This is a genomic window from Streptomyces sp. GQFP, assembly GCF_021545335.1.
GTDB lineage: Bacteria > Actinomycetota > Actinomycetes > Streptomycetales > Streptomycetaceae > Streptomyces.
The window spans coordinates 2,312,954-2,328,283 of record NZ_CP089312.1 but is presented as its reverse complement, the minus strand read 5'-3'; the positions used below and the strand labels follow the sequence as shown (position 1 = coordinate 2,328,283).

Annotated in this window: 17 protein-coding genes; 8 read left to right on the top strand and 9 right to left on the bottom strand. The window is 69.8% G+C overall.

All coding sequences use genetic code 11. The features are described 5' to 3' along the window. Positions 1-75 precede the first annotated feature (75 nt). Both LUX31_RS10075 and LUX31_RS10070 read left to right on the top strand, forming a co-directional pair. Complete coding sequence (locus tag LUX31_RS10075) at positions 76-813, top strand: AzlC family ABC transporter permease (RefSeq protein WP_328285648.1); 738 nt, start codon at positions 76-78, stop codon at positions 811-813. Beyond that, complete coding sequence (locus tag LUX31_RS10070) at positions 810-1,118, top strand: AzlD domain-containing protein (protein WP_235474446.1); 309 nt, start codon at positions 810-812, stop codon at positions 1,116-1,118. The genes LUX31_RS10075 and LUX31_RS10070 overlap by 4 nt, the downstream gene beginning before the upstream one ends. A gap of 23 nt (positions 1,119-1,141) precedes the next feature. Here LUX31_RS10070 and LUX31_RS10065 read toward each other — a convergent pair whose 3' ends face one another. Continuing rightward, on the bottom strand, positions 1,142-2,086 hold the full coding sequence (locus LUX31_RS10065) for a hypothetical protein (RefSeq protein ID WP_235474445.1): 945 nt from the start codon (positions 2,084-2,086) through the stop codon (positions 1,142-1,144). Positions 2,087-2,166: 80 nt separating this feature from the next. Between LUX31_RS10065 and LUX31_RS10060 the strand changes: the two genes are divergently transcribed. The 4 genes from LUX31_RS10060 (at position 2,167) to recX (ending at position 6,229) form a co-directional block, all read left to right on the top strand. Beyond that, positions 2,167-2,361, top strand: a complete 195-nt coding sequence (locus tag LUX31_RS10060; RefSeq protein ID WP_235474444.1) for a DUF3046 domain-containing protein — start codon at positions 2,167-2,169, stop codon at positions 2,359-2,361. Positions 2,362-2,443: 82 nt separating this feature from the next. Next, complete coding sequence (locus LUX31_RS10055; protein ID WP_235474443.1) at positions 2,444-3,754, top strand: AI-2E family transporter; 1,311 nt, start codon at positions 2,444-2,446, stop codon at positions 3,752-3,754. Between the two features lie 369 nt (positions 3,755-4,123). Continuing rightward, positions 4,124-5,269 (top strand): recombinase RecA, encoded by a 1,146-nt coding sequence (gene recA / locus LUX31_RS10050; RefSeq protein WP_235474442.1) that lies wholly within the window; start codon positions 4,124-4,126, stop codon positions 5,267-5,269. A 3-nt stretch (positions 5,270-5,272) separates the two neighbouring features. Beyond that, positions 5,273-6,229 carry a recombination regulator RecX gene (gene recX, locus LUX31_RS10045; RefSeq protein WP_235474441.1) on the top strand — a complete coding sequence of 319 codons (957 nt, stop codon included), beginning with the start codon at positions 5,273-5,275 and terminating at the stop codon, positions 6,227-6,229. A gap of 152 nt (positions 6,230-6,381) precedes the next feature. Here recX and LUX31_RS10040 read toward each other — a convergent pair whose 3' ends face one another. From LUX31_RS10040 to LUX31_RS10010, 8 genes are all read right to left on the bottom strand, one after another. Next, the gene (locus tag LUX31_RS10040; protein ID WP_443046048.1) at positions 6,382-6,786 is read right to left on the bottom strand and encodes a rhodanese-like domain-containing protein; all 405 of its coding nucleotides are present in this window, start codon (positions 6,784-6,786) and stop codon (positions 6,382-6,384) included. Beyond that, on the bottom strand, positions 6,777-7,322 hold the full coding sequence (locus LUX31_RS10035; RefSeq protein WP_235474439.1) for a cysteine dioxygenase: 546 nt from the start codon (positions 7,320-7,322) through the stop codon (positions 6,777-6,779). Before LUX31_RS10035 ends, LUX31_RS10040 begins: the two co-directional genes overlap by 10 nt. Before the next feature lie 78 nt (positions 7,323-7,400). Beyond that, positions 7,401-7,472 carry a putative leader peptide gene (locus LUX31_RS37650; RefSeq protein WP_328285725.1) on the bottom strand — a complete coding sequence of 24 codons (72 nt, stop codon included), beginning with the start codon at positions 7,470-7,472 and terminating at the stop codon, positions 7,401-7,403. A 156-nt stretch (positions 7,473-7,628) separates the two neighbouring features. Further along, positions 7,629-9,365, bottom strand: coding sequence for an FAD-dependent monooxygenase (locus LUX31_RS10030; protein ID WP_235474438.1), 1,737 nt, complete (start codon positions 9,363-9,365; stop codon positions 7,629-7,631). A 198-nt stretch (positions 9,366-9,563) separates the two neighbouring features. Further along, a complete protein-coding gene (locus LUX31_RS10025; protein ID WP_235474437.1) occupies positions 9,564-10,448 on the bottom strand; it encodes an amino acid ABC transporter permease in 885 nt (294 codons plus the stop codon). Continuing rightward, positions 10,445-11,119 carry an amino acid ABC transporter permease gene (locus tag LUX31_RS10020; protein ID WP_235474436.1) on the bottom strand — a complete coding sequence of 225 codons (675 nt, stop codon included), beginning with the start codon at positions 11,117-11,119 and terminating at the stop codon, positions 10,445-10,447. Before LUX31_RS10020 ends, LUX31_RS10025 begins: the two co-directional genes overlap by 4 nt. A gap of 96 nt (positions 11,120-11,215) precedes the next feature. Beyond that, a complete protein-coding gene (locus tag LUX31_RS10015; RefSeq protein ID WP_235474435.1) occupies positions 11,216-12,058 on the bottom strand; it encodes a glutamate ABC transporter substrate-binding protein in 843 nt (280 codons plus the stop codon). A gap of 105 nt (positions 12,059-12,163) precedes the next feature. Beyond that, positions 12,164-12,925 (bottom strand): amino acid ABC transporter ATP-binding protein, encoded by a 762-nt coding sequence (locus tag LUX31_RS10010; protein WP_443046047.1) that lies wholly within the window; start codon positions 12,923-12,925, stop codon positions 12,164-12,166. 292 nt (positions 12,926-13,217) lie between these two features. On the opposite strand from LUX31_RS10010, the gene LUX31_RS10005 reads away from it, so the two are divergent. Further along, positions 13,218-13,904, top strand: a complete 687-nt coding sequence (locus LUX31_RS10005; RefSeq protein WP_235474433.1) for a response regulator transcription factor — start codon at positions 13,218-13,220, stop codon at positions 13,902-13,904. 9 nt (positions 13,905-13,913) lie between these two features. After that, on the top strand, positions 13,914-15,326 hold the full coding sequence (locus LUX31_RS10000) for a sensor histidine kinase (RefSeq protein WP_235474432.1): 1,413 nt from the start codon (positions 13,914-13,916) through the stop codon (positions 15,324-15,326). Positions 15,327-15,330: the final 4 nt, after the last annotated feature.

Genomic DNA, 15,330 nt, shown 5'->3' with positions numbered 1-15,330 from the left:
GCCTCCTGGGGCGTACCAGCGGGAGCGCAAGAACGTACAAGACCCGCCGGGACAGCTTCTCTTACCGTCCGACGGGTGGCAGAACACACAGCTCTCGCAGACACACGTACCGACGACGGAGGCAAACCGGACGCCGCCGTCGTACGAGACGCCCTCGGAGTCGGGGTCGCCGTCGGACTGTCCGGTTTCGCCTTCGGGGTGACCTCGGTCGGCAGCGGGCTCACGCTGCTGCAGACCTGTGCGCTCAGCCTCCTGGTGTTCACCGGGGCCTCCCAGTTCGCGCTCGTCGGCGCGCTCGCGGCCGGCGGCAATCCGCTCACGGCAGCGGCGGGCGCCTTCTTCCTGGGGGTGCGGAACGCCTTCTACGGGCTGCGGCTGTCGCAGTTGCTGGCCCTCCCGCGCGCGGTGCGTCCGTTCGCCGCCCAATGGGTCATCGACGAGACCACGGTGGTCGCCCTGGCGCAGCCCACGCGGCGCAGCGCCCGTATCGGATTCGCCGTCACCGGGCTCACCCTGTACGTGCTGTGGAACCTCACGACGCTGCTCGGCGGGCTGGGGGCCGAGGCCATCGGGGACACCGACGCGTGGGGTCTGGACGCCGCCGGGCCCGCCGTCTTCCTGGCGCTGCTCGCACCCATGCTGAAGTCCGGTGTGGAGCGTGCTGTCGCGGGCCTCGCCGTGCTGCTGGGGCTCGGGCTGCTACCCGTACTGCCGGGCGGTGTGCCGGTTCTGGTGGCCGCGCTCGCGGCGCCGGTCGTTCTCTGCGTGGAGGGTCGGCGTGGGGCGAAGAGCGGGAAGGGCGGGGACCGTTGAACTTCTGGATCGCGATCGGTGTGACGGCTCTCGGCTGTTACGTCGTCAAGCTCGTCGGGCTCCTCGTGCCCGCCGGTGTCCTGGAACGTCCGCTCGTCAGGCGGTTGGCCGCCCTGCTGCCCGTCGCCCTCCTCGCCGCTCTCACCGCTCAGCAGGCCTTCGCCGACGGGCGGGTGCTCGTCCTGGACGCGAAGGCCGCAGGGCTCGCCGCAGCCGCCGTGGCGCTGGTGCTGCGTGCTCCCTTCCTGCTCGTCGTCGCGGCGGCCGTGGTGGTGACGGCGGGGGTGCGGGTGATGACCGGCTGAGTGCCGGCTGTGCGCGCTCTCGTTCAGCCGACTGGGCGGCCGTACGCCTTCAGGGTGCGCAGTGCCTCGACCGTCGCCATGGGGCGTGTCTCCAGGGCGGTGCCCGGTGCCCACGCGCGCCGGCGGACGGGCCAGCCGCCGTCCTCGCGCTGCTCGCTCGCGAGGAAGTCCAGGGAACGCGTCATCTCCTCGTCCGTGAACCACGCGCGCGCGAGTGAGCCCGGAGTCCTCGCGTAGTCGTACGGGAAGTGGTGCTCGCCCGTGGCGTAGCCGGGCGCCACCGGGTGGGCGTCGACGCGCTCCGGGTCGAGTGCCACGAGCTGGTGCTCGCGTACCAGGCGGCCCAGCCGGTCGGCCGCCGCCTGCGCGCGTGAGCGGTCCGGAACCGAGTCCAGGAAGGCGACGGCGGCCTGCACCTCGTACGGATGGGACTTCTCCAGCGACGCGACCGCCTGCCAGCAGAAGTCCGTGGCCCGAAACAGCCAGGCGTGCCACACCTCGTTGCGGTGCAGCAGGCCCACCACCGGGCCGGTGGCGAGGAGTTCGCTCGGCGGTTCGGCCACGACCTGCACGAACGGCGCCGCCGGATAGCCGCGCTGGCTGGGATGGACCGCCGGCAGCGCGCCGTCCGGTGTGGAGACGGAGGTCAGATAGCGGCACACGCGCTCCACCCGCTGCCCGCCGCAGCGCCCGATGGCGTCCAGGACCCGCAGCGCGTGCCCGGTGTGCAGGGGCTGGCTGACGGGGCCGCGCAGATCGGGTTCCAGCGCGTGGCCGTATCCGCCGTCCTCGTTGCGGTAGGCGTCCAGCGCGGTCTCCACCGCGTCGGCGCCCCCGTTCAGGAAGTGATACGCGAAGCGGCGCTGTTCCAGCACGCGCGCGGTGAGCCACACGAAGTGCTCGGCACGGAAGAGCGGGGAACGCGCCGGGGGCGTCGGGGGGAGTGGGGCTGCTCCTGTTTCGGCCATGCGTCTGACCGTAGGGCGCGAAGCGGTCCCGGTGAGCGGTCCCGGCGCGGGCCCACCCTCAGGGGCGGGATACTGACGTCATGCGGTTGACGGTCTTCTGGCAGCGGATGGCGGATCACTTCGGTTCGGGGTACGCCGACACCTTCGCGCGCGATCACGTGATGACGGAACTCGGCGGACGGACCGTCCACGAGGCCCTGGACGCCGGCTGGGAGGCGAAGGACGTGTGGCGTGTGGTGTGCACGGCCATGAACGTTCCAGCGGAAAACCGGTGAAATCGCACTGAAGCGACGTCGGTCGGCCGCGAAGATCGTAGGGCGGCGACCGATTGTCGGTGGTGTGGGCGAGACTTGCTCCGTGGCATCCACAGACGAGACCGGGCAGCTCGGACAGCAGGCGTCCCCGTTCGGCACGACGCCGCCCACACCCCCGGCCGGGAATGCCGCCGGGCAGGGCGCGCGCATGCCGCGCTGGCTGCCGCGCGCCATGATGCTGGCCCTCGCCCTCGTCGGCCTGTTCCAGCTGGGCAGTTGGGCCTTCCACCAGCTCACGGGCCTGTTGATCAACGTCCTCATCGCGTTCTTCGCCGCGCTCGCGATCGAACCCGCGGTGAGCCGGATGGCCGCGCACGGGATGCGCCGGGGCCTGGCCACCTTCCTGGTCTTCATCGGCCTGCTCATCGCGATCGCCGGATTCATCACCCTGCTCGGCTCCATGCTCGCGGGCCAGATCATCAAGATCGTCGAGGACTTCCCGGCCTATCTCGACTCCGTCATCAGCTGGATCAACGCGCACTTCAACACCGACCTGAAGCGCGTGGACGTCCAGGAGGGGCTGCTCCGCTCCGACTGGCTGCGCAGTTACGTCCAGAACAGCGCCACCGGCGTCCTGGACGTCTCCGCCCAGGTCCTCGGCGGTCTCTTCCAGTTGCTGACGATCACCCTGTTCTCGTTCTACTTCGCCGCCGACGGGCCGAGACTGCGCCGCGCGCTGTGCTCCGTACTGCCGCCCGCCCGGCAGGCCGAGGTGCTGCGCGCGTGGGAGATCGCCGTCGACAAGACCGGCGGCTACCTGTACTCGCGCGGTCTGATGGCGCTCATCTCCGGGGTGGCCCACTACATCCTGCTGGAGTCCCTGGACGTGCCGTACGCGCCCGTGCTGGCTGTCTGGGTGGGGCTGGTCTCCCAGTTCCTCCCGACCATCGGCACCTATCTGGCGGGCGCCCTGCCGATGCTGATCGCGTTCACCGTCGATCCCTGGTACGCGCTGTGGGTGCTGGTCTTCGTCGTGGTCTACCAGCAGTTCGAGAACTATGTGCTGCAGCCCAAGCTGACCGCGAAGACCGTCGACATCCATCCCGCGGTCGCCTTCGGCTCGGTCGTCGCCGGCACCGCGCTCCTCGGCGCCGTCGGCGCGCTGATCGCCATCCCGGCGGTCGCCACGCTCCAGGCGTTCCTGGGGGCGTACGTGAAGCGGTACGACGTCACGGACGACCCCCGTGTCCACGGGCACCGCGGACGGGGCCGGGGCGCGAGCTTCGTCACGCGGCTGCGGAGTCTGCTGGAGGGGCGGCGGGGCGCCGGCCCCGAGGACTCGGCGGACTCTGCGGGGGCGCCGGAAGCCGGGCCGCCGGAATCCGGCTCCGGGAAGGGCTCCACGCCCGCGTGAGCGGCGCCCGGGCCGCAGTGCCGGTGGCGGACGCCGCGTAGGCCCGCCACCAACGGCGTGACGGCACCGTCTCGTCCGGTCGAGGGGCACCCCATGTCATGCATTCCTGGGGTGTCGCACCCTGCGTCCGGCCCGTTGCCGGACCGCGAACGTAGTCTCGGAGGTGCCGGGTGTCACGCTTGACACGAAAATCGAACATCCATTCTGATGGAGATTCCGGCGAGGCTCTCGACGGGGATTTCGTGAGGGTTTTCATGGAGATGTGCCCGAGTTATCCACAGGCCGGACGGGCGTCGGGGCGCATTGTCAGTGGCAGGCGTTAGCGTCTTTGACGTGAAGCGATCGACTCAAGCAAATCGGGTGGAACCCATGGCAGCAGGTACTGACCGCGAGAAGGCGCTCGACGCCGCTCTCGCACAGATTGAACGGCAGTTCGGCAAGGGCGCGGTGATGCGCCTCGGCGAGCGGCCGAACGAGCCCATCGAGGTCATCCACACCGGGTCGACCGCACTCGATGTTGCCCTCGGCGTCGGCGGTCTGCCGCGCGGCCGAGTGGTCGAGGTGTACGGCCCGGAGTCCTCCGGCAAGACGACCCTGACCCTGCACGCGGTGGCGAACGCGCAGAAGGCCGGCGGTCAGGTGGCCTTCATCGACGCGGAGCACGCCCTCGACCCCGAGTACGCGAAGAAGCTCGGCGTCGACATCGACAACCTGATCCTGTCTCAGCCGGACAACGGCGAGCAGGCCCTGGAAATCGTGGACATGCTGGTTCGCTCCGGTGCCCTGGACCTCATCGTCATCGACTCCGTCGCCGCGCTCGTCCCGCGCGCGGAGATCGAGGGCGAGATGGGTGACAGCCACGTCGGTCTCCAGGCCCGTCTGATGAGCCAGGCGCTGCGGAAGATCACCAGTGCGCTCAACCAGTCCAAGACCACCGCGATCTTCATCAACCAGCTGCGCGAGAAGATCGGCGTGATGTTCGGCTCCCCGGAGACCACGACCGGTGGCCGGGCGCTCAAGTTCTACGCCTCGGTGCGACTCGACATCCGTCGTATCGAGACGCTGAAGGACGGCACCGACGCGGTCGGCAACCGCACCCGCGTCAAGGTCGTCAAGAACAAGGTCGCCCCGCCCTTCAAGCAGGCCGAGTTCGACATCCTCTACGGGCAGGGCATCAGCCGCGAGGGCGGCCTGATCGACATGGGCGTGGAGAACGGCTTCGTCCGCAAGGCCGGCGCCTGGTACACGTACGAGGGCGACCAGCTCGGCCAGGGCAAGGAGAACGCCCGTAACTTCCTGAAGGACAACCCCGACCTCGCCAACGAGATCGAGAAGAAGATCCTGGAGAAGCTGGGCGTCGGCGTACGGCCCGAGAAGCCGACCGCCGAGCCGGGTGCGGACGCGGCGGTCTCGACGGCCCCGGGTGTGACCACGGACGAGGCCGGCAAGACGGTCCCGGCTCCCGCGTCGGCGGCCAAGACCACCAAGGCCAAGGCCACGGCGGCCAAGAGCTGACCGATGACACGACGAACCGACTGGGCCGAGTACGCATACCCCGCTGCCTCGGAGGGCCGGGGTGACGGGGGCCGCGAGGGCTCCGCCGGGCGTGGTGACAGTGCCGACGGGGATGCCGGGCCATACGGGGGTGGCCGCGGAACCCACGAGGGCGACGGGTGGTACGAGGGCGACGGAGGTTCCGGTGTCGGACCGCGCCGCGGTGAGGGGCCGTCGGGGGACGGTCCGCGTCGGGGCGACGGTTCTCCGGGAGGCAGGCGACGCCGTGGCGGCGGTGGCCTGAGCGGCGAAAACATCCCGTACGACGAAAGCGGTCCGTACGGAGCGGGCGGCTCACGTGGTGAGGGCTCGCGTGGTGGACGTGGTCGTCGTCGGGGGCGCGGCTTCGGTGAGCAGGGCGGCGACCCACAGGACGGAGGTTCCGTCTCCTCGTCGAGGGCCGAGACGGCGGAGCCCCCAGGGGACCCGGCTGAGCGGGCGCGGGGTATCTGCCTGCGCCTGCTCACCGGGACCCCGCGCACGCGGAAGCAGCTCGCGGACGCCCTGCACAAGCGCGAGATTCCGGACGAGGTCGCCGAGGAGGTGCTGTCGCGGTTCGAGGAGGTCGGACTGATCAACGACAGCGCGTTCGCGGACGCCTGGGTCGAGTCCCGGCACCACGGCCGGGGACTGGCCCGGCGCGCGCTCGTACAGGAACTGCGTACCAAGGGCGTGGACGCGACGCTCATCGACGAGGCCGTCGGGCAGCTTGACTCCGAGCAGGAGGAGACGACCGCGCGTGAACTCGTCGCACGCAAGCTGCGGGCGACCCGCGGCCTCGACCGCGACAAGCGGATTCGGCGGCTCGCGGGCATGCTCGCCCGCAAGGGCTACTCCCAGGGCATGGCCCTGAGGGTGGTCCGGCAGGCACTGGAGGAAGAGGGCGAGGACACCGAGTTCCTCGCGGACGACGGGTACTGAGCCCGCCGTCGAGCCGAGATCCGGCCGTCCCGAGAGGCAGTTGACCGCTCGGGAGGTCTACGTCCACGGCCCTGGACACGATGGACGCGCGGGGGCGCCGATCGCGTTCAGGGCCGGGCGGACGGTACGACTGCTTCGTACAGGCAGTGGGCCTACGGTGTGACCGGAAGCCCCGCCGCCCGCCAGGCCTGGAACCCTCCGACCAGGTCGGTCGCCCGGTGCAGCCCCAACTGGTGCAGGGACGCGACCGCGAGGCTCGACGCGTACCCCTCGTTGCAGATCACCACGATCCGCAGGTCGTGGCCGGTCGCCTGAGACGCGCGATGGCTGCCCCGGGGATCCAGGCGCCACTCCAGCTCGTTGCGCTCGACCACGAGCGCGCCGGGGATCAGGCCGTCCTGCTCCCGCAGGGCCGCGTACCGGATGTCGACCAGCAGCGCCTCGCCGGCCTGTGCGGCCTCGTACGCCTCGTGTGTCTCCACGCGCGCGTAGGTGTCGCGAACGCGGTCCAGCAACTCGTCGATGCCGACGGGCTGTTCACTCACACTCACTGCCAGTCCTGCGGGCGCTCGACGTGCTCCAGGCGCAGCACCTGGCCCGTGCGGCTGTAGCGGCGGATCTGGGGCAGCGGCGGGTAGTAGGCGTGGACCGAGATCGCGTGCTGGTCGCGGGACTCGTTGAGCACCTCGTGCACATGGTGGCGGCCGAAGGCCCGGCCCTGGCCGGCCGGCAGTCGCCGCTCCCGGTCGACGCCCTCGGTGAGTTCGAGGGTCTTCCAGCCGTCGGCGGGCAGCCGGGCGGCGAGCGAGTGCTCCTTGAGCTCGCCGGTCGCGGTGATGAAGGCCCCGACCGACTCGGCGTGGTCGTGCCAGCCGGTGCCGGTGCCGGGCGGCCAGCCGATCAGCCAGGCCTCGCTGCCGCCGGGGCCATCGAGGCGCACCCAGGTGCGGCCCTCGGGGTCGAGCGGCAGGGAGGCGATCAGCTCGGCGTCGGCGGCCGTACGTCGTACGAAGTCGAGGAGGTCGGCCTGCGTCGGGGTCTTCGGGGTCCCGGAGACCTGAGCGGGGGCGGAAACGGAGGGTGACACGGACACGGATACCGTCCTGGTGAACGTTCGCGGAGCGCGGGAACGCCGGAGACCGGCGCGCGCGGGAATCAGGGGGATGCGAATTCAGCAGGACGGACGACACACGTAGCCCGCGTAGCGGACGAGGTCCATATGGACCCTCCGCCACAGGCGCACATCGGTGTCGGCATCGGTCACGTTCCGGAGTACAGCATGACGGTGCGGAGTGGTCAACTCGTTGTCACTATGTGGACAGGTGCTGGTGGGAGGCGGCGGACAGCACGGGGCTGACGGTAAGCGGAGGGGGCCGACGGGCGGGGCTGCCGGGAGGCGTCAGCGTGTGCTCGCCGCGGCCTCGGTGTTCGCCGATGTGTTCGACTCGCCTGCCTTGCCGGTCCCGCCCGCCCTGCCCGCCTTGTCCGTGGTGTCGTCCGTGTGGTCCCGCGCGGGACCACCGAGCGTCGCCTCGGCCGCCGTGTACAGGTCGGCCGGGCGTACCCCGCTCAGCGCCGTGACCAGGTGTCCGTCCGGGCGGATCAGCAGCACCGTGTGGGCGGCGGCGCCCGGGTAGCTCTCGGTGACCAGCAGCTCTGCGGGATGCGGCAGCGCGGCCACCGCGGCCGCGAGCCGGGGCATGAGCCCGGCGCTCACCCAGTGCTTGCGCTCCCACACACCCGTACCCGGCGCGATCAGCACCACCAGCAGCGCGCCGCGCCCCAGCCGCTCCCGCAGCCGTACGAAGGAACCGTCCTCCGCGGTGACCTGCACATCCGTCACCTGGGAGCCCGGCGGGGTCTCCACCGAGATCTCCGCCTCGATGTGCTGAGGCGCCAGCGGCGACTGGGCGTACGCCCCCGGCGCGCCCAGGATGCCGCGCCCCAAGTGACCGTCCGTGAGCAGCGCGTCGTGTCCACGGGCGGACCCGGGGACATACGACCGCAGCCCTCCGCCGCCGCGCAGCAGCGGCAGCGTCTGGTCGGCGGCGCGCAGCCGGGCGGAGACGGCGGCGCGCCGCTCGATCTGGTAGCTGTCCAGCAGTGCCTCGTGCGGGCCATGGTGCCAGGCCAGGGCCAGCTTCCAGGCGAGGTTGTCGGCGTCCCGCAGCCCCTCGTCCAGCCCCTGTGTGCCGAGCGCGCCGAGCAGGTGCGCGGCGTCCCCGGCGAGGAAGACCCGGCCGGCCCGCCAGCGCCGGGCGAGCCGGTGGTGGACGATGTGGACGCCGGTGTCGAGCAGGTCGTACGGCGGTGTGGTCCCGCCGCTCCAACCCGCGAGGGTCTCCCGGACGCGGGTCACCAGGAGTTCGGGCGTGACCAGGTCCTTGCCCGGCGGCAGCAGCCAGTCCAGGCGCCACACGCCGTCGGGGAGCGGGCGGGCGGTGATCTCCCCGGCCGAGGGCCCCGATGTCCGCCACGGCGGCATCCGGTGCAACAACGCCTCACCGGGCCACGGAAGTTCCGTACGCAGCGCCGCAACGGCGTGTCGTTCCACGGCCGTACGTCCGGGGAAGCGGATGTCCTGGAGTTTGCGGACGGTGGAGCGCGGGCCGTCGCAGCCGATCAGGTAGCTGCCGCGCCACCACGTGCCGCCCGGGCCACGGGTGTGTGCCGTAACGCCGGAGGGCTCCTGCTCGATCGAGTCGAGGCGACTGTTGACGGCGACCTTGACGAGCCGCTCGCGCGCGATGGCGGTTCGCAGGGCGCCGGTCAGTACGTGCTGGGCGACGTGCAAGGGGATGTCGGATTCAGTGAAGGGCTCCGGTGCGAGACCAGAGGGGAGCGCGTCGGTCGGCTCTTCGGTTTCCTCGGCCCCGAAAGAGATCTGACGCATCACCTGCTTGCGCCGCATCGACCGCCATCCGGCCCAGTGGAGACCGGCCTCCGCGATCGGCGCACCGGTCAGCCGTGCCAGGAGCGCGGCGGTGTCCTCGCGCAGCACGACCGTGCGCGCGGGGCGCTGGTCGTCCTTGCCGGGACCCTCGTCGAGGACGACCGAGGGGACCTCCTGGCGCGCCAGCGCAAGCGCCAGCGTGAGCCCGACCGGCCCCGCTCCGACGATGATCACCGGGTCCATGGCGCGGCGCCCCCTGCCCAGAGCGACGTCTTCTTTGACGTAAGTGAACAGGAAGTTTGAGCAGGGTGCACGATCACAGAACGTATGCAACAGATTGCCGGTGCTTGCGTCAAGTGACGGAGGCAGTGGCGAACGCGCCACTGCCTCCGTGTAGGTCATGCCACTGCCTCCGGGCAGGTCATACGAGTTGACCGTCCGTCAGATGGTGCCGCCCGCGCCGGTCGCCTCGGTGCCGGCCACCGTCGCCGGTCCGAGCACCACACCGGTCGACTTCTTGCCTCGCCGCAGTCGGGCCTCCAGCCAGCTCGCGAAGCTGGTGATGAGGAAGTTGAGCACGATGAAGATGACCGCCACCACGATGAAGCTCTGAACGACGTTGGCGTAGTTGGCCGCGAGTGTGCCGCGTGTGTTGAGCAACTCGGTGAACCCGATCATCACGCCGCCCAGCGCGGTGTCCTTCACGATGACCACGAGCTGGCTGACGATGGCCGGCAGCATGGCCGTGACGGCCTGCGGCAGCAGGACGTTCCTCATCGTCTGGCCCTTGCGCAGGCCGATCGCCATCGCGGCTTCCGACTGGCCCTTGGGCAGGGAGAGGATGCCGGCTCGTACGATCTCGGCGAGGACGGACGCGTTGTAGAGCACCAGGCCCGTGACGACGGCGTAGAGCGGCCGCTGTTCGCTGCTGACGTTCGTGTAGCGGTTGTAGAACTCGTTGGCGAACAGTATCAACAGCAGGACCGGGATCGCTCGGAAGAACTCGACCACCGCGCCGGCCGCACCCCGCACCCACCGGTGGTCGGAGAGGCGTGAGATGCCGAAGACGGCGCCCAACGGAAGGGCGATCACCATGGCGAGTGCCGCGGCCTTCAGCGTGTTGCCGAGGCCCGGCAGCAGATAGGTCGTCCAGGCCTGGGACTCGGTGAACGGCTTCCACAGGGCCCACTTCAGCTGGCCCTTGTCGTCCATGGTCTGCCAGACCCACCACAGGAGCAGGGCGAGCAGGACGAAGAAGACCACCGAGAGGAGCACGTTGCGCCGCTTGGCGCGGGGCCCCGGAGCGTCGTAGAGAACGGAACTCATCGCTTCACCGCCAGTCGCTTGCTCAGCCAGCCGAAGAAGAGGCCGGTCGGGAGGGTCAGCACCACGAACCCCAATGCGAAGACGGCGCCGATGAGCAGCGTCTGGGCCTCGTTCTCGATCATCTCCTTCATCAGGAGGGCGGCCTCGGCCACACCGATCGCGGCTGCCACGGTCGTGTTCTTGGTCAGGGCGATCAGTACGTTGGCCAGCGGGCCGATCACCGAACGGAATGCCTGTGGCAGCACGATGAACCGGAGGGTCTGGGCGAAGCTCAGTCCGATGGCACGGGCCGCCTCGGCCTGTCCGAGCGGCACCGTGTTGATGCCGGACCGAATCGCCTCGCAGACGAAGGCCGCGGTGTAGGCGACGAGACCGAGGATCGCCAGGCGGAAGTACCGCACGTCGAAGTCGGACGCACCCATGGTCACGCTGAAGATGTCGGAGAGGCCGAGCGAGGTGAAGACGATGATCACGGTCAGGGGGATGTTCCGGACGATGTTGACGTAGGCCGTGCCGAACCCGCGCATCAGCGGCACCGGGCTGACCCGCATCGCGGCCAGGAGAGTGCCCCAGACCAGGGAGCCGACGCCGGAGAAGACGGTGAGCTGCACCGTCCTCCAGAAGGCGCCCCAAATGCTCGGGTCGTCATAGCCTGAAAGAAAGTCGAACACGATTTCCCGCGCTTCCGGGTCTGAGGCGTATGTGGACAGCGCGGCGTGCCGTCGCCTTGGTCACGATCGGCGACGGCACGCCGGTGAACCCTCGTGCTACGAGACGATGTTGCCGATCTTCGGCGCGGGCTCGTTCTTGTAGTTGGCCGGACCGAAGTTGTCCTTGACCGCCGTGTCCCACGAGCCGTCGCTGACCATCTTCTCGAGAGCGTCGTTGATCTTGTTCACCGTCTCGGTGTCGCCCTTCTTCACACCGATGCCGTAGTTCTCGTTGCTGAGCTTGAGGCCGGCGAGCTTGAACTGGCCCTTGTACTGCTCCTGCGCGGCGAAACCTGCGAGGATCGAGTCGTCCGTGGTCAATGCGTCCACGGCGCCGCTCTGCAGAGCGGCGATGCACTCCGAGTAGCCGCTCCTCTCGGTGAGGTTGGCCTTCGGTGCGAAGTCGTTCTTGACGTTCTGCGCCGAGGTGGAGCCGGTCACCGAGCACAGGTTCTTGTCGTTGAGGTCCGTGGCCTTGGTGATGTCCGAGTCGGCCTTGACCAGCAGGTCCTGGTGGGCCAGCAGGTACGGGCCGGCGAAGTCGACCTTCTTGGCGCGCTCGTCGTTGATCGAGTAGGTGGCCGCGATGAACTTCACGTCGCCGCGGGCGAGCGCGTTCTCGCGGTCGGCGCTCTTGGTCTCGACGAACTCGATCTGGTCGGGCTCGTAGCCGAGTTCCTTGGCCACGTAGGTGGCCACGTCCACGTCGAAGCCGGAGAAGGACCCGTCGGGCTCCTTCAGGCCGAGCCCGGGCTGGTCGTACTTGATGCCGACCTTGATCTTGTCGCCGGAACCCGAGCCGGTGTCGCTGCTGTCGCTGTCGTCGCCTCCGCACGCGGTGGCGGTGAGCGCGAGTACGAGGGCTGCGGCCGAGGCCGCGGTGACCTTGCGGAGCTTCATCGTGAACATCCTTTGGCTGGTGGAGAGACGCGGGCCGTCGGTGCCGTGCGGGGCCTGACGGGCGAGGCTTGTCGAAGACGCGCAGATCGTCAGTGGTACAGATCGTCAGTGGTGCAGGATCTTGGACAGGAAGTCCTTGGCCCGGTCGCTGCGCGGGTTGCTGAAGAACTGGTCCGGCACAGCCTCTTCGACGATGCGGCCGTCGGCCATGAACACCACTCGGTTCGCAGCCGAACGGGCGAACCCCATTTCGTGGGTGACGACGATCATGGTCATGCCCTCGCGGGCGAGTTGCTGCATGACCTCGAGGACCTCGTTGATCATCTCCGGGTCGAGCGCCGACGTGGGCTCGTCGAAGAGCATGACCTTGGGGTCCATGGCCAGGGCGCGTGCGATGGCGACACGCTGCTGCTGGCCGCCGGACAGCTGTGCGGGGTACTTGTCGGCCTGCGTGGCCACGCCCACCCGGTCGAGCAGGGCGCGGGCCTTCTCCTCGGCCACCTTCTTGTCTGCCTTGCGGACCTTGATCTGGCCCAGCATCACGTTCTCGAGCACGGTCTTGTGCGCGAACAGGTTGAAGGACTGGAACACCATGCCGACGTCGGCGCGCAGCCGGGCCAGCTCCTTGCCCTCCTGGGGCAGCGGTTTGCCGTCGATGGCGATGTCGCCGGAGTCGATCGTCTCCAGCCGGTTGATGGCGCGGCACAGGGTGGACTTACCGGACCCGGAGGGTCCGATGACCACGACCACCTCGCCGCGGGCGATGGTCAGGTCGATGTCCTGGAGAACGTGCAATGCGCCGAAGTGCTTGTTGACGCTCTTCAGGACGACCAGATCGCCGGTCGCGGCCACGTCGTCCTTGGTCATCGATACTTCGGTCATCGCTGACTGGCTCCGTCCTGCTCGGTTTCGGAGGACAGTAGTGACCCTGTGAGACCAACGTCATTACATCTGAGGGAGAATTGAGGATAACGATCCGATGTCAGGTCAACACGTTTTGTAGCGCCCCTCGAAAGAGGTGTACCGGCTGCATAACGGAAGCGACCCGTACCCGGAACCAGGCACGCGCGTGCGTGTGTCCACATGGTGTACTCCGCTGGTGCACCGCCCGTGGTGTACAAGTCGAAGCGGTACGGCCGATGAACCGAAGGGGGCCGCGATGCGACTGCTCCTGGTCGAGGACGACAACCATGTCGCCGCCGCGCTCTCCGCGGTCCTGGCACGGCACGGATTCGATGTCACGCACGCCCGCAGCGGCGAGGAGGCCCTCCAGGCGCTCGTCCCGGAGGGCAACGGCTTCGGCGTGGTGCTGCTCGACCTGGGCCTGCCCGACCAGGACGGCTACGAGGTGTGCGGCAAGATCCGTAAACGCACCAGCACCCCCGTGATCATGGTCACCGCGCGCTCCGACGTCCGCTCCCGCATCCACGGCCTCAACCTCGGCGCCGACGACTACGTGGTGAAGCCGTACGACACCGGGGAACTGCTCGCCCGGATCCACGCCGTCAGCCGCCGCACCCTCCACGAGGACGCCGGCGACGCCGGTGACAACGCGCTGCTTCTGGGGTCCCTGCGGATCGAACTGTCCACCCGGCAGGTCCTCGTGGACGGTTCGGTCGTCCAGCTGACCCGCAAGGAGTTCGATCTGCTCGCCCTCCTCGCCCAGCGTCCCGGAGTGGTGTTCCGCCGCGAACAGATCATCAGCGAGGTCTGGCGCACCAGCTGGGAGGGGACCGGCCGCACCCTGGAGGTGCATGTCGCGTCCCTGCGCGCCAAGTTGCGCATGCCGGCGCTGATCGAGACCGTCCGCGGCGTGGGCTACCGGCTCGTCGCCCCGACGCCGTAGCGGGGACGGGTGCGCACACGCCTTCTCCCGCTGCTCATCGTCCTGATGGCGGCCGTGCTGCTCGCGCTCGGCATCCCGCTCGCCGTCAGCGTGGCCGCCGCCCAGCAGCAGACCGTCGTCATCGACCGGATCGACGACACCGCGCGCTTCGCGGCGCTCGCCCAGTTCGTCACCGACCGGCCCACCGGGTCCCGCGTCAAGGACACGGCCACCGACGAGCGCGGCGAGACCCTCCAGCGGGAACTCGAGAGCTACTACGACGTCTACGGCATCCGTGCCGGCGTCTTCTACCGCAACGACGTCCCCATGGCCAACGCGCCGGCCGACTGGTACCTGCCGGAAACGGGCGAGGTGCGCGACGCGTTCGCCGAAGCGCTCCTCTCGCGCCGCAGCCACGATCCACAACAGGTCTGGCCCTGGCAGCGAAACCGGCTCGTCGTCGCGTCGCCGGTCATCCGGGACGGCGACGTCGTGGCCGTCGTGGTCACCGACTCGCCCACCGGGCACATGCGTTCGCAGACCCTGCACGGCTGGATCGTGATCGGCGCCGGCGAGATCGCCGCGATGCTGCTCGCCGTGGGCGCCGCGCTGCGCCTCACCGGCTGGGTGCTCAGACCCGTACGCGTGCTCGACGCCACCACGCACCACATCGCGACCGGCAGCCTGAAGTCCCGGGTCGCGGTGGCTGGCGGGCCGCCGGAACTCAGACGGCTGGCCCGGTCGTTCAACGAGATGGCGGACAACGTCGAGGACGTGCTGGAGCAGCAGCGTGCCTTCGTCGCCGACGCCTCGCACCAGCTGCGCAACCCGCTCTCGGCGCTGCTGCTGCGGATCGAACTGCTCGCACTCGAACTGCCGGAGGACAACGAGGAGATCGCATCGGTCCGTACCGAGGGCAAGCGCCTGGCGGAGGTCCTGGACGACCTCCTCGACCTGGCGCTGGCCGAGCACGCCGAGGCGGACCTCGCCCTCACCGACATCGGCGCGCTGACGGCCGAGCGCGTCGCGGCCTGGACCCCGCTCGCCGAGGCCAAGGGCGTGCGGCTGGTCGGCGACTGCCCGGCCACCACCGCGTGGGCCGACCCGGTCACGCTGTCCAGCGCCCTGGACGCGGTGATCGACAACGCGGTGAAGTTCACCCCCGAGGACGAACGCGTGCAGGTGTCGGTCGCGTCGAACGGCGAGACCTCGACGGTCATGGTCACCGACGGCGGCCCGGGCCTCACCGACGAGGAACTCGTCCGGATCGGCGACCGCTTCTGGCGCAGCGGCAGACACCAGAACGTCAAGGGTTCGGGCCTGGGCCTGTCCATCTCCCGGGTCCTGCTGGCGGCGGGCGGCGGCACGATCTCGTACGACCATCACGAACCGCACGGCCTGAAGGTGACCGTCCGGGTGCCCAGGTCGGGTCCGGCGTCCTGATGGG